This window comes from Aeromonas sp. Y289-2 (assembly GCF_027705925.1).
Taxonomy (GTDB): Bacteria; Pseudomonadota; Gammaproteobacteria; order Enterobacterales; family Aeromonadaceae; genus Aeromonas; species Aeromonas veronii.
In genome coordinates this window covers 11,944-28,602 of sequence record NZ_JAPDCH010000010.1, presented here as the reverse complement: position 1 = coordinate 28,602, position 16,659 = coordinate 11,944, and the positions used below count along the sequence as shown (strand labels likewise).

General features: G+C 58.8%; 13 protein-coding genes. 9 read left to right on the top strand and 4 right to left on the bottom strand.

Features of this window, described 5'->3' with window-relative positions:
• Positions 1–10: 10 nt before the first annotated feature.
• From OKC43_RS14900 to OKC43_RS14890, 3 genes are all read right to left on the bottom strand, one after another.
• On the bottom strand, positions 11–1,384 hold the full coding sequence (locus tag OKC43_RS14900) for a MotA/TolQ/ExbB proton channel family protein (RefSeq protein ID WP_005338937.1): 1,374 nt from the start codon (positions 1,382–1,384) through the stop codon (positions 11–13).
• Positions 1,381–2,145: a DUF3450 domain-containing protein gene (locus tag OKC43_RS14895; RefSeq protein WP_069526538.1), complete on the bottom strand. Its 765-nt coding sequence runs from the start codon at positions 2,143–2,145 to the stop codon at positions 1,381–1,383. Before OKC43_RS14895 ends, OKC43_RS14900 begins: the two co-directional genes overlap by 4 nt.
• Before the next feature lie 108 nt (positions 2,146–2,253).
• Entirely contained in the window at positions 2,254–4,809 is a 2,556-nt protein-coding gene (locus tag OKC43_RS14890) for a TonB-dependent receptor (protein ID WP_042060020.1), read from the bottom strand.
• Between the two features lie 739 nt (positions 4,810–5,548).
• Between OKC43_RS14890 and OKC43_RS14885 the strand changes: the two genes are divergently transcribed.
• The 5 genes from OKC43_RS14885 to OKC43_RS14865 all read left to right on the top strand — a co-directional run bounded on the left by OKC43_RS14885 (position 5,549) and on the right by OKC43_RS14865 (position 11,833).
• Positions 5,549–6,574 (top strand): ABC transporter permease subunit, encoded by a 1,026-nt coding sequence (locus OKC43_RS14885; protein WP_031227629.1) that lies wholly within the window; start codon positions 5,549–5,551, stop codon positions 6,572–6,574.
• Positions 6,575–6,576: 2 nt separating this feature from the next.
• Entirely contained in the window at positions 6,577–7,620 is a 1,044-nt protein-coding gene (locus tag OKC43_RS14880) for an ABC transporter permease (RefSeq protein ID WP_013724081.1), read from the top strand.
• A gap of 149 nt (positions 7,621–7,769) precedes the next feature.
• Positions 7,770–9,587 (top strand): extracellular solute-binding protein, encoded by a 1,818-nt coding sequence (locus tag OKC43_RS14875; RefSeq protein ID WP_236271674.1) that lies wholly within the window; start codon positions 7,770–7,772, stop codon positions 9,585–9,587.
• Between the two features lie 31 nt (positions 9,588–9,618).
• Positions 9,619–10,677 carry an ABC transporter ATP-binding protein gene (locus OKC43_RS14870; protein WP_064341064.1) on the top strand — a complete coding sequence of 353 codons (1,059 nt, stop codon included), beginning with the start codon at positions 9,619–9,621 and terminating at the stop codon, positions 10,675–10,677.
• Between the two features lie 124 nt (positions 10,678–10,801).
• Positions 10,802–11,833 (top strand): ABC transporter ATP-binding protein, encoded by a 1,032-nt coding sequence (locus OKC43_RS14865; RefSeq protein WP_042080595.1) that lies wholly within the window; start codon positions 10,802–10,804, stop codon positions 11,831–11,833.
• Between the two features lie 101 nt (positions 11,834–11,934).
• On the opposite strand, the gene OKC43_RS14860 is transcribed toward OKC43_RS14865, so the two are convergent.
• Entirely contained in the window at positions 11,935–12,546 is a 612-nt protein-coding gene (locus OKC43_RS14860; protein WP_005349421.1) for a YitT family protein, read from the bottom strand.
• A 243-nt stretch (positions 12,547–12,789) separates the two neighbouring features.
• On the opposite strand from OKC43_RS14860, the gene OKC43_RS14855 reads away from it, so the two are divergent.
• From OKC43_RS14855 to OKC43_RS14840, 4 genes are all read left to right on the top strand, one after another.
• The gene (locus tag OKC43_RS14855) at positions 12,790–14,169 is read left to right on the top strand and encodes a UDP-glucose dehydrogenase family protein (RefSeq protein WP_236271673.1); all 1,380 of its coding nucleotides are present in this window, start codon (positions 12,790–12,792) and stop codon (positions 14,167–14,169) included.
• A complete protein-coding gene (locus OKC43_RS14850) occupies positions 14,166–15,191 on the top strand; it encodes an NAD-dependent epimerase (RefSeq protein ID WP_270659411.1) in 1,026 nt (341 codons plus the stop codon). The genes OKC43_RS14855 and OKC43_RS14850 overlap by 4 nt, the downstream gene beginning before the upstream one ends.
• Before the next feature lie 97 nt (positions 15,192–15,288).
• On the top strand, positions 15,289–15,894 hold the full coding sequence (locus tag OKC43_RS14845; RefSeq protein ID WP_236271671.1) for a DUF2076 domain-containing protein: 606 nt from the start codon (positions 15,289–15,291) through the stop codon (positions 15,892–15,894).
• Positions 15,895–16,098: 204 nt separating this feature from the next.
• The gene (locus tag OKC43_RS14840; protein ID WP_236271670.1) at positions 16,099–16,287 is read left to right on the top strand and encodes a hypothetical protein; all 189 of its coding nucleotides are present in this window, start codon (positions 16,099–16,101) and stop codon (positions 16,285–16,287) included.
• Positions 16,288–16,659: the final 372 nt, after the last annotated feature.

Here is a 16,659-nt window from a genome sequence, read left to right as displayed (position 1 = left end):
GGGTGACTCCTTACGCTGCGGCTTTGGAGGCGTGCAGACGTTCCTGATAACGGGCGACGAAACCGGCGCTCTGCTCTTCCAGCACTTGGATCAGACGACGGCTCTGGGTTTGCACAATGGTGTAGAGGAACAGCATGGGCACCGCGACGACCAGACCCTGCATGGTGGTCACCAGCGCCTCGGAGATACCGCCCGCCATCAGCTTGGGATCGCCGGTACCGAACAGGGTGATGGCCTGGAAGGTGGCAATCATCCCCACTACGGTACCGAGCAGGCCCAGCAGCGGCGCGACGGAGGCGATCAGCTTGATGAGGCTGATGCCCTTCTCGAACTTGGGCACGTTGCGCAGGATAATCTCGTCGAGCTTGGACTCCAGATCCTCGATGTTGTCACCGCGATGGTTCTGGTAGGCCCCCAGCATGTCACCAATGGGGTTGCCCTTGATGATCTGATCGGATTTCAGCTGCTTGCGCATGGACGAGCCGATCAGCGACAGGCGGATACCGCAGAAGATGGCCAGCAGGGTACCGATGACCCCCAATGCCAGGATCACATAACCCACGGAACCACCCTGATCGATACGCTCCTTGAGGGTCGGTGACTGCACCAACAGGGAGAGGATCACGCCGCGAGACGGGTCGATAAAGATGGGCTTGACCCCGTCACCGCCCTGTTCAAACTCGGCGATGGGAGCCAGCACGCTCTTCTCCGGTTGACGGGAGAGTTGCTCGAACTTGCCGGTCTCCGGCACGAAGGTGAGGTACTTGCCTTCGGAGACAGTGTTGAACTCGCCGATCTGGGTGACGGTCTTCTCGGCCTGGTTGCCCTCGCCGTAAACCACGGTCGCCGGGATCTGGCTCACCTTGCCACCGTCCACCATGCGACTGAGGGTAGTGGTCCAGAACGCTTCCAGATCGTCGCTGGAGGGGAGCTCTTTACTCTCGGCCAGACGGGTCAACAGGGCGGATTGCTCCGGATGTTCGACCCGACGGGCGGAGGCGTTGAAGATCCCCTTGAACTCACCAGCGAACTGACGCAGTACGCCGAACATCTCGCCCATGTTGCCGGAACGCTGGCGCAGGGTTTCGGTCAGTTCGGTCAGCTGCTTGTCGTTGGCATCAAAGGTCGCCTTGAGCTGCTCGCCCTTGGCGGTTTCGGCAGCCAGCTCGGCCTTGGCCTTGGCCAGCAGCGCCCCCTGCTCGTTCTTGTCAGCCAGGAAGCGGGCTTCCCGCTCCTTGTTGAGTTGGGATTCGCTCAGGCTGGAGGCCTTGACCTGATTCAGCAGCGCATTGAGATCCACCGGTTTTTCGGCGGCGGTCACCGGCAGGGTGACCAGGGTTGCTCCCGCAATCAGGGAGGCAATCGCAAGTTTGATTCCTTTCATGATGCTTTCTCCGCAGTTTGAACCGGCAGCTTGATCAGCGCGGGAGGCGCCTGTTTCTTGGCGATGCGAAGGCCCTGTTCAACCGCACTGCGATACTCCTGGGGCAACTCTTCCCACTGGCGAGTCTTCTTGTTCCACATCCCGGTCTCATTGCCATCCGGGGATTGATAGAGCAGCGCGATGCGACCAACGCGCAGGAACTCGTAGGTCTTCTCGCTGCCATCCTTGTCCAGGCTCGCCTTGTAGGCCTCGATGGTGCGACTGAAGCCCTCCTCGATCTGGTAAGCCTCCAGGATCTTGCGGTACTTCTCGGAGATGGTGACATCGGCCCGGTTCATCAGGTCGGTCAGGGCCGCCACGCGGTCCTCGCGCTCGACCTTCTGGAACGGCAGATCCAGCGCCACAAACTGCTCGAGGGAGTCGATCATCTTGAGCATCAGGGGCACCACTTCGGTGCTGGTCTGGTCGATCTGGGCGATCTGCTTTTGCATCGACGCCAGCTCGGCACTCTGAGACTCGACCATCTTGCTCACCTGCTCGTTGTAGGTGCGCAGACTGTCGACCTGACGCAGGGCGGCCTTGTACTGGGCCAATGCGGATTCGGCAGATTCGGCATAGCTGTCGATCTTCTGCTGGGAAACTTTGGATGCGTTGTCGGTGGCGGCTTGAGCGTCCACGGCCTGACCGGCAGTGGCGGCACTCAGATTGAAGCTGGTCAACAAGGCGGCCGAAACCAGGCTGCCAAGGAGCGCTTTCTTCATTGTAATGGTCCTTGTCTTCATAGGATTACCCTATCTCCGTAACTTCCTTGGACGTTGGGCACAGCCGGCCCGACCGGGCCGGCTGAGGTTGTATATCAACAGGGTTGATTAGAACTTCTGGGTGTAGTCGATGTAGTAGACGCGACCGTCGATGCCGTAGAGGTATTCATCGTAAGTGAAACCATCGTTGGACAGGGAAGGCCCGCGGTTGAACATGTTCTTCACACCGGTCTGGATCTTGGCATTCCAGCTGGTATCAACCGCCACGTTCAGGTTCCAGATGGTGTTGGAAGCGATATGGCCCTCTTCCTTGTCATCCACATAGTCCTGACTCTGGGAGTCGATATAGTTGGTGCTCAGGTAGGTATCCAGATTCCACAGCTGCGGGAAGTTGGCACCGATCCCGGAGTTGAAGCGGAAGTCGGGTTTGCCATTCCAGCCCTTCTTGTCGACCATTGGGCCACCAGCAAACAGACCTTCCTCATATTTCAGGATGTAGCTGCTGCCAAAGTCGTAACGCAGGGTGAAAGAGTTGAAGTCGTACTTGTAGTCCGCCTTGAAGTCGATACCACTGGTCTTGAGCTGCCCCAGGTTGACCATGCCGGCATAGACCTTCTCGACATCGCCGTTGGCATCACGGATGACGTTCGGGTTGCTGCCGGTATTGAGCTCCTGATAGAACTGGGTCTGGGTGGTAGCCAGCTGGATCACGTCATCAATCTTGATGTAGTAGTAATCGAGCGACAGGTTCAGGTTGTCCAGCGGGTTGTAAGCAGCACCGATGGTAAAGGTGTCAGCCGTCTCTTCCTTCAGGTTCTTGTTGGATTGACGTGTTGTCTCGTACTGCGCTTCGGAACAGTTGGCAATGCCATTGGCCTGGCAGTAGACATAGTCCTTGGCAAAGTCCGCTGACTGGGCATCCGCCGCATAGAGATCGTTCAGACCCGGCGCGCGGAAAGACTGGGACCAGGAGGTACGGAACATCAGCTGGTCGAGCGGTTGATAACGCAAACTCGCTTTGGGCGAGAAGGCGCTGCCAAAGTCGCTGTACTTGTCGTAACGACCCGCCAGGTTCAGCTCGATCTGCTCGGTGATGGGGATCAGACTCTCGATATAGGTGGCAAACACATCGCGCACACCACCACCGGAGTTACCGGATGAACCCAGTACGTTACCCGCTTCGGACTGGCTGTCATAGGTATCGGAGTAAACCCAATCGTTATACTCGGCCCCAAGATACCAGCTGACCGGGCCAGCGGGCAGTTCGCCCATATCCCAACCTACACCGCCGTACCACTGGAAGAAGTCCATCTTGGAATTGCGGCTGGTGGTATAGGAGAGATCCTTGGTCGCCGCATCAGAGAAGCTGCCATTAACAAACTTGCCGGTATTGACCTGCGTTTCCACAGCGGGTGCCAAGACATAACCATTGCCGGTGCTCTGGTTATCTGTTTTGGAATACATGTAACCAGCATTCCATTCCAGATCGCCTACTGCTTCGGTCGGCACCACCCCTTCAAAACCCAGGTTCAGGGTACCGGTCAAGTCAGTCACATCGTTGTCACGGGGACCAACGTTGTTAAAGCGGTAGTAAACGGTCGCAGCCTTGGCGGTGCTGAAGTTGTTGGCAGACAGAACTGCTGCGCTTTCAGGGGTGGAACCATCCACGGTGAAGGCACCGGCAGCTGGCGCGAAGCGGCCAAAACTGGTGACGCGAGAACCAATCATCTGTGGCACGAAATCCACATTGTCGTTGATATGGTAGCGACCGTTGAGGTAGACGGTGTCGCGGGTACGAGAGGCAGTCTTGGCAGCGACTTGAGCAAAGTCGAAGCGGCAAGCCGTGCCCTTGGTGACGAAACCGGTGCCGGTACCTTCACAGTCAACCCCATTCAGGGTACGGGTAACCGTCTTGCCGGTAGTGGCATCCACTCCCTTGATATTGCGGCCATAGAGACTCGGAGCAGTAGCCCCCTCTTTCGCCAGATAGTCGCGATCCTTGTAATAGATCTCGTCTTTCACATCGTGCTCGTAGACCATCATCAGGGAGCCTTTCTCACCCGAGATGCCGCTAACGATGGAACCACTCTGCTCGTCACCACCCTCTTCGGTCGGTGAACCAATACGTCCCTGGAAAGTCAGCCCTTCGAAACCCTCTTTGAGGATCACGTTGATAACGCCGCCGATGGCATCAGAGCCATACAGGGCGGAGCCACCATCCAGGTTCACTTCCACCCGCTCAACCGCCGCCATGGGGATGGTGTTGAGGTTGATGGCAGTGCCGCCCATGGAGGGAGAACCGGCGATACGCTTGCCATTAAGCAGCACCAGCGTGCGATCTTCACCAAGACCACGCAGCCCTACTGTGGCTTGTGATTGGGCGGAACTACCGGAGGATGGGGAGAAACCACCAAAGGAGTTGTAGGAGGCCTGTTTCAGATAATCGGCCACAGTCTGCTGACCAGACTGTTCAATTTGGGCTTTGCTGACAGAGACAACCGGAGTCGCCCCCTCAACATCAACACGGGAGATACGGGAGCCAGTGACTTTGATTTTCTGCAGTTTTTCGACGTTCTGCCCTTCTTCGGCAGATACGGATGGGGCCGCCGCAAGGCTCGCCAAGGCGAACGCAATCGCAGCAGAGATTCTGCTCTTCCTAAGCATCGCTTATATCCTTCCTGGTTGTTTATTGTTTGCTTCCTGATACCGCCCTCTTTGGAGCGATGTGTAAGGCTTATCAATCTTTGACTAGCGACGTCAATGGAGCAGGGGTATGGCGAGGTCAGGCGTAGAATAAGCGGAGTGTATTAATTTTGACCGGCATAATTAGTGAATAATTCTGCCAAAAACAACTCGCGCAATGTAAAGGTATTGTTAAATGGCGTAAATGGCGCTGAATTAAAATTTGATGAACTTATTAGTTAACGTGCTGTCCTTTTATATCTTATTTTGATTTATCGGCATTAATAAGAATAAAACACTAACTTCATGAGGGTTACACCTGACCGTCCTCATGGGGATAACAGATAAAGTTGTCGAGATGACATCGTTTTCCTTCAATTTCACAACTCAAACAAAAACATTACCAATCAACAACTTAAAAACATTAAAAACTCAAACAAACAGCTGTTTATATTTTTTAAAATAATGTTGAGTAGTAGCGTTTTGTTTTGATTTTCACTTTTCAGATAAAAAACGTCATTTTTCGATGCTTTTGGTCTCAGCGGGTCATTTGTGCCAGTTTTCCATTTCCTTGTACTTGATTTTTGTTGCAGAGCTTTTACAGTGGCCAAGCGGATTGTCTGCTGTTTGGCAACCAATCCAGCGCGTAATGCCAGGAAGGACAGGCCCGTCACCGGATTTGACTGGCCGCAAAAAAGAACAACAAGGACGAGGTTCCACCATGCTGTCGTATTTCCTACGCCGGATGCTTTTGATCATCCCGACGTTTCTCGGTATCACCCTGCTCGTCTTCACCATCACCCGTTTCGTGCCGGGCGGTCCGGTCGAACGCATGCTGCTGCAAGCCCAGGTTTCCCAGAATGAATCTGGCCGCTCCAGTGGCAGCAAGGGGGCGCAGGCCCTCTCCGATGAACAGATCGAGGAGCTCAAGGCCTTCTATGGCCTCGACAAGCCCATGCTGGTCGCCTACTGGGAGTGGCTGCAGAAGCTGGCGGTGCTGGACCTGGGCGAATCGACCCGCTACTACGAGCCGGTGTGGGATCTCATCAAGGAGCGGCTCCCCGTTACCGCCTTCTTCGGACTGGCGACCTTTCTGCTGAGCTATGCGGTCTCCATTCCGCTGGGGGTGGCGAAGGCGCTCAGGCACAACAGCCGCTTCGATTCGTTGAGCTCCATGCTCATCTACATGGCCTATGCCCTGCCCGCCTACGTGGTGGGGATCTTCCTCATCACCGTCTTCGCCTTCCATCTGGAGTGGCTGCCGATGGGCGGTTTTCCGGGGGATGACTTTGAATACATGGAGAGCAGCTGGGATCAGATCCGCACTGTCTTTGCCCACGCCCTGCTGCCGCTTATCGCCTACGCCATCGGTGATTTCGCCATCCTCACCATGACTATGAAAAACAGCCTGATGGAGAACCTGTCGGCCGATTATGTGCGTACTGCGGTGGCCAAGGGGTTACCGTTTCGCAAGGCGGTCACCGACCATGCCATGCGCAACAGCCTGATCCCCATCGCCAGTCACCTGGGGTCTGTGCTCACCGTTTTCTTTGGCGGCTCCTTCCTCATCGAGACCATCTTCAACATCGACGGCATCGGCCTGCTCGGTTACGAGGCTATCGTCGAGCGGGACTACCCCACCGTCATGGGCATTCTGGCCATCACCTCCATGCTGATGCTGATAGGTAATATCGTCTCCGATATCTGCGTTGCCCTTGTTGATCCCCGCGTGCGGTTTGGAGACTGACCATGAAGCTCAATCCGGTTACCTTGAAAAAACTCAAGCGCTTCAAGTCGATCAAGCGCGGTTACTACTCCTTCATCATCTTCACCACCCTGGTGCTGCTCTCCCTGCTGGCGGAGCTGCTGGTCAACAGCCGGGCACTGATGGTGAGCTATCAGGGCCAGCTGCATTTCCCCACCTATGGCGATGTGATCCCCGGTCAGCAGTTCGGGCTCGATTACGAGTACGAAACCAACTACCGCCAGCTCAAAGCCAAGTTTGCCGCAGAGGGCCAGGGCGACTGGGTGCTGCTGCCGCCGGTACCCTGGAACCCCTACGAGCAGGACTTCAAGGAGGATGCCTACCCGCCCTACGCCCCCAGCGCGGCTGAGCGCCACTTCCTCGGCACCGACACCAGCGGCCGCGACGTGCTGGCACGGCTGGTTTACGGCTTTCGCATCGCCATCGGCTTTGCCTTTATCGCGCTGGCGGCCAGTTACGCCATCGGGGTCACAATCGGCTGTCTGATGGGCTTTCTCGGCGGCCGCTTTGACCTCATTCTGCAACGCTTTATCGAGATCTGGTCCCAAGTGCCCTTTCTCTACGTCATCATGATCCTGGTGTCGCTTGCCAAGCCCAACTTCGGCCTGTTTGTCGCCATCAACGTGCTGTTCGGCTGGATGGGGATCACTTGGTATATGCGTACCCTAACCTACAAGGAGCGGGCGCGGGACTATGTGATGGCGGCGCGGGCGCAAGGGGCGACCACCGGGCGGATCATCTTCAACCACATCCTGCCCAACACCCTGATGATGATCGTCACCCTGGCGCCGTTCGCCGTGGTGGGCAATATCTCCACCCTGACGGCACTCGACTATCTGGGCTTCGGGCTGGCACCGCCGACCCCAAGCTGGGGGGAACTGCTCTCCCAGGGCATCAACAATCTGGATGCCATCTGGATCGTCAGCTCGGTGGTGGCGGCGGTGAGTCTGGTGCTAATCATGGTCTCCTTTATTGGTGAGGCGATCCGCGAGGCGTTCGATCCGCGCAAATTTACCCGTTACCAATAAGCCAGCCGATGCCAGCGCATCGGCAGGCGCCGGGTAACGAACAGTGATTAATAAAGGACGGGCCGCCGCCATCGGCGGTCCCGGGAGCAAGGGATAATCCCGTTATCAATCAAGACCCCCAGTGCAGGGGCCAGACCTGGAAGTCAAACATGAAAAATAAAATCAAATGGATAGGTGCTCTCTTTGTGCTGGTAAACGGATCCTGGGTCTGGGCGGCCAGCCTGCCCGCGGATCTCAAATGGGAGACCAACGACACGGATCCTGTGTTCGCCTCCCCCAAGGCCCTGTCGGGCGGCAGCCTCAATATGTTTGTGGAGAGCTTTCCGCTGACGTTTCGCACCGTGGGGCCTGACTCCAACGGATCGTTCCGCTCCTTTATTCTCGATAACCAGTTGCGACTCATCAGCTTCCACCCCAATACCGGCAACCCCATCCCCTCGCTCGCGACCCACTGGGCCATAGCGCCAGACAGCCAGACCGTCTACTTCAAGCTGGATCCCCGCGCCAAATGGTCGGATGGCAAGCCGGTCAATGCTGACGACTACACCTTCGGCTACGAGATGATGCGCTCCAAACACATCAAGGGGCCCTGGTTCAACAACTACTACACCACTGAAGTGGTAGCGGTAGAGAAGATCGATGATCACACCATTATGGTCAAAGCGGGCAACCGCAAGGCCAAGATGGACCTGCTCAACACCACCGAGCTGTGGCCCCAGCCCAAGCACTACTACAAGCTGACCCCCAACTGGGTGAAGCAGTACAACTGGGCCGTGGTGCCCACCACAGGTCCCTACGTGATCAGCGACGTCAAGAAGGGCAAGTCGGTCACCTTCAGCAAGCAGAAGGATTGGTGGGCAAAAGACGATCGCTACAACCAGCACAGATTCAACATCGACACCATCAAGGTTCAGGTGATCCGCGACCACAACATCGCCTTCCGCCACTTCCTGAAAGGGGAGATCGATACCTTCGAGATGATCCTGCCCAACTGGTGGCATGAAAAAGCGGTCACCCCGGAGTACAAAAAAGGCTACGTGCAGAAAGTAATGGCCATGACCGATACCAAACAGGGCGGTCAGGGGGTTCACCTCAATGTGGCCAACCCCAAGCTGGCGGACGTAAACGTGCGCCTCGGCATCCAGCACGCCTTCAACATCGACAAGATGATCGAGACCGTGCTGCGCGGCGACTATGACAGAGCCACCACCTTCGACTCGGGCTTTGGCGAGTTCACTGACATCACGCTGCCGGAGCGGGCTTATGACATTGGCAAGGCGCGGGAGTACTTTGCCAAGGGCGGCTACAACAAGCCGGGGCCTGACGGCATCCTGCAAAATGAGAAGGGTGAGCGGCTGACGCTGGCGCTCACCTACACCAGTCAGGAGCACTCCAAGCGACTGACCGTGCTGAAAGAAGAGGCCAAGAAAGCGGGTCTGGATCTGGAGCTCAATCTGGTGGATGGCGCCACCGGCTTCAAGGTGATGCTGGAGAAGAAACACGAAGCGGCTTGGCTCGGTTGGGGCGGCGGCGGTCTCTATCCGCAATATTGGGAGTTTTTCCACTCCGCCAACGCCAACAAACCGCAGACCAACAACCTGTTCAACGTAGCGGACAAGGAGCTCGACGCGCTGATCGACGCCTACAACGTCGAATTCGACATGGCCAAGCGGGCCAAGCTCTCCCAGCAGATCCAGCAGCGCATCTATGATCTCGCCATCTTCGTGCCCGGGGTGCAGCTCAACTATGTACGGGCCAGCAGCTGGCGTTATGTGATGCTGCCGGAGGTGCCTGCCACCAAGAACACACCGGATCTGCTCTACTGGCCGATGGATGGTTATCCTCACAGTAGTGGCGGTCTGATCTGGCTCGATCCCAAGGTGAAGGAAGAGACCCGCAACGCCAAGGAGGCAGGGGAGGCGCTGGCGCCCATCAACCTGCTCGACAAGACCTATGCACGTCATTGATATTCAGGCCATTGCGAAGGGAGCAGCCGTTATGCCCAACACCCAGGCCCCCATTCTTGACGTACCGGATAACGGGGTGGAGTTCGCCGCTGATAACGGCCAGCACCAGGCCCCAATCCTCGAAGTACGCGATCTCGAGGTGGAGTTCGCCGTCGATGACGGCAAGATCAAGGTGCTCGACGGGGTTAGCTTCAAGGTGGCCCCGGGTCAGACGCTGGGGATCGTTGGCGAGTCCGGCTGTGGCAAGAGTGTCACTTCACTCGCCATCATGGGGCTCTTGCCCAAGCCCCACGGTCAGGTGGTGGCCGGTTCCATCCGCTTTCAGGGGGAGGAGCTGCTGTCGCTTGCGCCGGATCAGATGTACAAGGTGCGCGGCAACCGCATCTCGATGATCTTTCAGGAGCCGATGACAGCCCTCAACCCGGTGCAGACGGTGGGGGAGCAGCTGATGGAGGTGTTTCGCCTCCATCGCCCCGAGTATGACAAGGCCCAGCGCAAAGCCGCGGCCATCGCCATGCTGCAGAAGGTGGGGATCCCGGAACCGGCCCAGCGCTTTGCCGTTTACCCTCACAACCTCTCCGGCGGTATGCGCCAGCGGGTGATGATCGCCATGGCGCTCTCCTGCGAGCCAGACCTGCTTATCTGCGACGAACCGACCACGGCGCTGGATGTCACCATTCAGGCCCAGATCCTCGAACTGATGAAAGAGCTGCAGGCCCAGACCGGGATGGCCATCATCTTTATCACCCACGATCTGGGGGTGGTTGCAGAGCTGTGTGACGAAGTGGTGGTGATGTATGCCGGGCGGGCGGTAGAGCAGGCCGATGTGTTCGAACTGTTTGACCATCCCCGTCACCCCTATACCCACGGCTTGATGAGCTCGATCCCGCGGCTCGAGGATGAGCCCAAGAGCCTGCTCAAGACCATCAAGGGACAGGTGCCAGCCCTGCACGAGATGCCCGCTGGCTGCCGCTTCTCCAACCGCTGCCCCCATGCGACCGATCTCTGCATCAGCGCCATTCCGGCGGTGGAGCAACTCAATCCGCGCCACCATGTCGCCTGTCACTACTGGAAGGAGTTGACCGTATGAACGCGCTTCCATGGGTCATAAATGTGCGACCGCTATTCCGGGGTAAGCAGGCTACTGTGCCCATGGCGCGGCTCAATCCCCCTCATTCACATGTCGCCTGTCACTACTGGAAGGAGTTGACCGTATGAGCACTCTGTTATCGGTCAGGGATCTGAAACAGCACTTCCGGCTGGGAGGCGGGTTCCTGCGCAAGCAATATACGGTTCACGCGGTGGATGGCATCAGCTTCGACCTGAAACAGGGGGAGACGCTGGGGCTGGTGGGTGAGTCGGGCTGCGGCAAGTCCACCCTCGGGCGCAGCCTGCTCAAGCTGTTCGAGCCGACCGCAGGCACCATCACCTTCGAGGGGCGCGACATCACCGCCCTCAGCCCGAAGGAGATGCGCTCCCTGCGTCAGGAGATGCAGATGGTGTTTCAGGACCCTGCAGAATCCCTCAACAGCCGCCACACCGTGGGCCAGATCCTGGAGGAGCCCTTTATCATCCACGGTAAAGGCAACACTGAGCAGCGGCGCGGCTGGGTACAGGAGCTGCTGGCAAAAGTGGGCCTGCCGGGCAGTGCGGTGGATCGCTACCCCCACGAGTTTTCCGGCGGTCAGCGCCAGCGGATCGGCATCGCCCGCGCCATCGCCCTCAAGCCCAAGCTGCTGGTGTGCGACGAGGCAGTCTCGGCCCTCGATGTCTCGGTGCAGTCGCAGATCGTCAACCTGCTGCTCAGCCTGCAACGGGAGATGAACCTCTCCATCATCTTCATCGCCCACGATCTGTCGGTGGTCAAACACATCTCGGATCGGATTGCGGTGATGTATCTGGGACGGATCGTCGAGCTGGCGGATGCCCAGTCGCTCTATCTGGCGCCGCGCCACCCATATACCCAGGCGCTGATCTCTGCCATTCCGGTACCAGACCCGCGCAGGCGCAGCCAGCGCATTCTGCTGACCGGCGATGTGCCCTCCCCCATCTCGCCGCCAAGCGGCTGCCACTTCCACCAGCGCTGCCCCCATGCGACCGAGCTGTGCAAAAGCAAGGCGCCAAGGCTTGAGGCGTGTGATGAGTCCCATCATCAGGTGGCCTGTCACACCCCGCTCGCCGTCGGTAGTCACGCCATCAGCGGCAACGCTATAAGCGGCGACAGCAGGCTGGAGCAGGCGAGCTAGGTGCAGCGAACAAACACCAGGGTAGAAACAGACGAGGCGGCCATCAGGCCGCCTCGTGCTATCGGGTCACTCTTGCATTATCGCGTCACGGCCGCTGCTCGTCAGGCAATCTGGTAGCGGCCCGGCTTGTGGTTGAGTGTCAACACCAGATTACAGATAACCGCCGCCACGATGGAGAGCGCCAGGATCCAGGGCTGCACCACGAAAAACGAGGCAACAACAATGGCGCAATCGAGCCCCATCTGCAGCTTGCCCGCCCGGATACCAAAGCGATCCTGAATAAAGAGCGCCAGAATGTTGAAGCCCCCCAGACTCGACTTGTGGCGAAACATGATGAGCAGCCCCATGCCGATCAGGGTACCGCCGATCAGCGCCGCATAGAGGGGCTCTATCTTGCCGATCTGCAACACCCCGTTGAGGTGATCGGTCATGTAGGAGACCGCCGCCACCGAGACGAAGGTGTTGAAGGTAAAACGTGGCCCCATCCGCAGCCATGCCAGCGCATAAAAGGGCAGATTGATGCCGAAAAACAGCAGGCCGAAGCTGATGCCGGTCACCTTTTGCAGCAGCAGTGCCAGCCCGGCGGTGCCGCCGGTGAGCAGACCAACCTGATGAAACAGAAAGATGCCGAGGGAAACAAAGCCGGCCGCAGTCAGCAGGGCCAGCACATCCTCATAAATAGGATGAGCAGTGCGAATCGAGGTGTTGTCCATAACCTGTATCCAAGCGAAGTAAAGAGAGAGTGTCTGTCGCCTGCCGTTGCGGGCGGGCTGCGAGCCCTGTCCACAGGGCTTCGTTATGGGGTCCAGTCTATTTTTTGTGAAAAGGATCACAACAGGCAGGCTGAACGCCCCATTCTGGTGCCTGTCATCTGGCATTGACACCCGCTGCACCAAGATGCAGCATGCCGCGGTTTAAGCGCGCCATCACTCCATTCACAGCACGAGGCACTTTTCATGAAGGTCACCATTTTTGGCACAGGCTATGTCGGGCTGGTGCAGGCAGCCGTTCTGGCCGAGGTGGGCCATCAGGTCTGCTGCGTGGATGTGGATGATGAACGGATCGCCGCCCTCAGGCTTGGGCAGATCCCCTTCTACGAGCCAGGGCTGGCCCCGTTGGTCGAGAGCCATCTGGCCAGCGGCCGCCTGAGCTTCACGGTCGATCCCACCATTGCCGTGGCACACGCCGACCTGCTGCTGATCGCCGTGGGTACCCCGGCTGACGAGGATGGCTCGGCCGATCTGCAACATGTGCTGGCGGTGGCCGACACCATAGGCCGATTGATGAGCCGCCCCAAGCTGGTGGTGACCAAGAGCACAGTACCGGTCGGCACGGCGCAGCAAGTAAGAGAACACATTGAACTACAGCTGGCCGAACGTGGGCTGACCCTCACCTGCGAGGTGGCGGCCAACCCCGAGTTTCTCAAGGAGGGAGCGGCGGTCAACGACTGCATGCGGCCGGACCGCATCATCATCGGCTGTGACAGCGAGCGGGCGCTTGAACAGTTGCGTGCCCTCTACGCCCCCTTCAACCGCAATCACGACCGGATCGTGGTGATGGATCTGCGTAGCGCCGAGCTCACCAAGTACGCCGCCAACGCCATGCTGGCCACCAAGATCTCCTTTATGAACGAGATGGCAGCCCTCGCCGAGCAGCTGGGGGCCGATATCGAGGCGGTGCGCCAGGGGATGGGGGCAGATCCCCGCATCGGTTACCACTTTATCTACCCGGGCTGCGGCTACGGCGGCTCCTGCTTCCCCAAAGATATCAAGTCGTTGCGTCATACTGCGGCGAGTGTCGGCTGCGATGCCCCGCTGCTGGCGGCGGTAGAGCAGGTCAACCAGCGCCAGCAACAGAAGATGGCGCAAACCCTGCTGACCCGCTTCGGGCCGGATCTGCGCGGTCACACCTTCGCCCTGTGGGGGCTGGCGTTCAAACCCGGCACCGACGACATGCGCGATGCGCCGAGCCGCCCGCTGCTGGCCGCCATCTGGGCTGCCGGTGGCCGGGTGCAGGCCTTTGATCCCAAGGCGATGGAGCGCGCCCATGAGCTTTACGGCGAGCGGCCGGATCTGCAGCTCAGCCCCACTAAGGAGGCCGCACTGGAAGGGGCCGATGCCCTGCTGATCTGTACCGAGTGGCAGGCGTTTCGCGCCCCCGATTTCCAGCAGCTGAAAGCGCTGCTCAACCAGCCCGTCATCATCGATGGCCGCAACCTCTATGATCCGCGCCAGCTCAGCGAGATCGGGTTTGACTATCACGCCATCGGGCGGCCACATCTTCCCGCCAAAAAGCCGCCTGCCAACACCAGTTGCAACCCGGAGACTCAACCATGATCTATCTGGTCACCGGCGTCGCCGGTTTTATCGGCTTTCACGTGGCCAGCCAGCTGTGCGCCGCAGGCCATCAGGTGGTGGGGATCGACAACCTCAGCGACTACTACGAGGTGAGTCTGAAAGAGGCGCGGCTGGCTCAGCTGGCCAGTTTCCCCCATTTTCACTTCGAGCGGCTGGATCTGGCGGATCGCGAGGCGATGGCGGCTCTCTTTGCCCGTCACGGTTTCGAGCGGGTGATCCATCTGGGGGCACAGGCGGGAGTGCGTTACTCCATCGACAATCCGTTCGCCTATGCCGACAGTAACCTCACCGGCATGCTGACGGTGCTGGAGGGGTGTCGTCACCACGGGATTCAGCATCTGCTCTACGCCTCCTCCAGCTCGGTCTATGGCATGGGGGATCAGATGCCCTACTCCACCGCGCAGCAGGTGGATCACCCAGTCTCCCTCTACGCCGCCACCAAGAAGAGCGGCGAGCTGATGGCCCACGCCTACTCGGCGCTCTATGACCTGCCCACCACAGGGCTGCGCTTCTTTACCGTCTACGGCCCCTGGGGGCGGCCCGACATGGCCATCATCAAGTTCACCCGCGCCATCCTCGCGGGAGAGCCTATCGACGTCTATAACAACGGCGATCTCAGCCGCGACTTCACCTACATAGACGATATCGTCGCGGGGATCCTCGCCGTGGCCGACCAGCCGCCCCGCCCCAATTCCGATTGGCACGCCAGCGAGCAGAGCGCGGCCGAGAGCGCCGCTCCCTACCGCATCCTCAATATCGGCAACGGCCAGCCGGTGCGGCTGCTCGATTTTATCGAGGCGCTGGAGGATTCCATCGGCAAGCCCGCCATCAAGCGGATGCAGCCGATGCAGGCAGGCGACATGCACGCCACCTGGGCCGACAGCGAGCCGCTGCACACCCTCACCGGCCTGCGCCCCGCTACGCCCCTCAAGCAGGGGGTTGCCGAGTTTGTCCGCTGGTATCTCGACTACTATCGGCCTGCCGCTGACAAGCGCGGGTAGCCCCTCGGTCATTGATGAGTTAATCAGATACCACTGATGCCCCGCGGGTTTTAGGATGGCTAAACGCACTGTCTGCGCACCATAGCGAGGATTTGAGATGCAATCACAGGAACAGGGTCTGATCGATGGACTGTTCGACCGCCTCAAGCAAGCGCAAGCCAGGGATAGCAAGCGAGACCAACAAGCGGATCAGCTGATCCGCCAGCATCTGGCCCAGCAGCCCGATGCCCCCTACTACATGACCCAGGCGCTGCTGCTTCAGCAGGCTGCCCTTACTCGCCTCAACGAGCGGGTCAAGGAGCTGGAAGCCAGCCAGAGCGCCCCAAGTGGTGGCAGTTTTCTCTCCGGCCTGTTTGGTAGCGAAAGCAGCCCGCCTCCGCGCTTTACGCCGCCACCGGCATCCGCGCCTGCCCAGCCAGCATTCCGTACCAGCTCCTTTTTGGGCGGCGCCCTGCAAACCGCCGCCGGTGTGGCCGGTGGCGTGATGCTGGCCGATATGATCGGCGGACTGTTTCACAACAACCGGCCTGAGGAGATCATCGACATCACAGAGCCAGCGCCCATCGCCAATCCGGTCGATGCGGAACCGGTGCGCTGGGACGGCTGGGATTCACCTCCCGATGCTGGCAGCAATTTTCTCGATGACGATAACCTGAGTGGCGGCTGGGCCGACAGTGACGATAACAACGGCGGTTTCTTCTGACCGTCAAACCATTACTGGCCCCGCACCTAGCGGGGCTCAACTCGATACGAAACCCATGACTATGGAAAGTGTGATGACACCACGGATCGGCAGCGGCATGACGCAATATACTCAGCGCGCTTCGTGCCACCCGGGAACAACTCCCGACCCCAGGCGCTCTGTCCGTGGCCACGCAACACCCCCATGACGACAAGGAGCCACCTCATGATCCGAACCCTGCTTTTGACCGGTGCCGCCATTGCGGTCTATGCCCTGACCCAGAGCCACTCTCTGCTTCCCCTGCTCAGCCTGCTGGCCCTGCTTTCGCTCTGGGTTGTCAGCGAAATTGGACTGATATATCGCCAGTTACCAGCCGCCCAACCAGACGAATCTACCTACCACTTGGATGTCTGAGTTTGTTAAGAAATCCTTATGCCAACGCTTCTTCATCTAACAAGGTCGATATCATGAACTCAACTTCCCCACTTTATTCGAGCCTGATACTACTTGCTTGCCTGCAAAGTGCTTCGCTGTGGGCGCAATCCCCATGCCCAACAGGGGATGACTGCTCAACACTTAGTAACAACCAACCAGTCTCCGTACTGGGAAGCAACGGTGGTAACGGTGGTAACGGCGGTAACGGCGGTAACGGCGGTAACGGCGGTAACGGCGGCAACGGCGGCAACGGCGGCAACGGCGGTGATGGAGCTGATGGAGCTGATGGAGCTGATGGAGCTGATGGAGCTGATGGAGCTGATGGAGCTGATGGAGCTGATGGAGCTGATG

Coding starts and splice junctions, on each gene's coding strand:
- OKC43_RS14850 (WP_270659411.1), top strand. CDS start 14,166: ATGATCTATCTGGTCACCGGCGTCGCCGGTTTTATCGGCTTTCACGTG.
- OKC43_RS14855 (WP_236271673.1), top strand. CDS start 12,790: ATGAAGGTCACCATTTTTGGCACAGGCTATGTCGGGCTGGTGCAGGCA.
- OKC43_RS14880 (WP_013724081.1), top strand. CDS start 6,577: ATGAAGCTCAATCCGGTTACCTTGAAAAAACTCAAGCGCTTCAAGTCG.
- OKC43_RS14895 (WP_069526538.1), bottom strand. CDS start 2,145: ATGAAGAAAGCGCTCCTTGGCAGCCTGGTTTCGGCCGCCTTGTTGACC.
- OKC43_RS14890 (WP_042060020.1), bottom strand. CDS start 4,809: ATGCTTAGGAAGAGCAGAATCTCTGCTGCGATTGCGTTCGCCTTGGCG.
- OKC43_RS14885 (WP_031227629.1), top strand. CDS start 5,549: ATGCTGTCGTATTTCCTACGCCGGATGCTTTTGATCATCCCGACGTTT.
- OKC43_RS14845 (WP_236271671.1), top strand. CDS start 15,289: ATGCAATCACAGGAACAGGGTCTGATCGATGGACTGTTCGACCGCCTC.
- OKC43_RS14875 (WP_236271674.1), top strand. CDS start 7,770: ATGAAAAATAAAATCAAATGGATAGGTGCTCTCTTTGTGCTGGTAAAC.
- OKC43_RS14860 (WP_005349421.1), bottom strand. CDS start 12,546: ATGGACAACACCTCGATTCGCACTGCTCATCCTATTTATGAGGATGTG.
- OKC43_RS14840 (WP_236271670.1), top strand. CDS start 16,099: ATGATCCGAACCCTGCTTTTGACCGGTGCCGCCATTGCGGTCTATGCC.
- OKC43_RS14870 (WP_064341064.1), top strand. CDS start 9,619: ATGCCCAACACCCAGGCCCCCATTCTTGACGTACCGGATAACGGGGTG.
- OKC43_RS14900 (WP_005338937.1), bottom strand. CDS start 1,384: ATGAAAGGAATCAAACTTGCGATTGCCTCCCTGATTGCGGGAGCAACC.
- OKC43_RS14865 (WP_042080595.1), top strand. CDS start 10,802: ATGAGCACTCTGTTATCGGTCAGGGATCTGAAACAGCACTTCCGGCTG.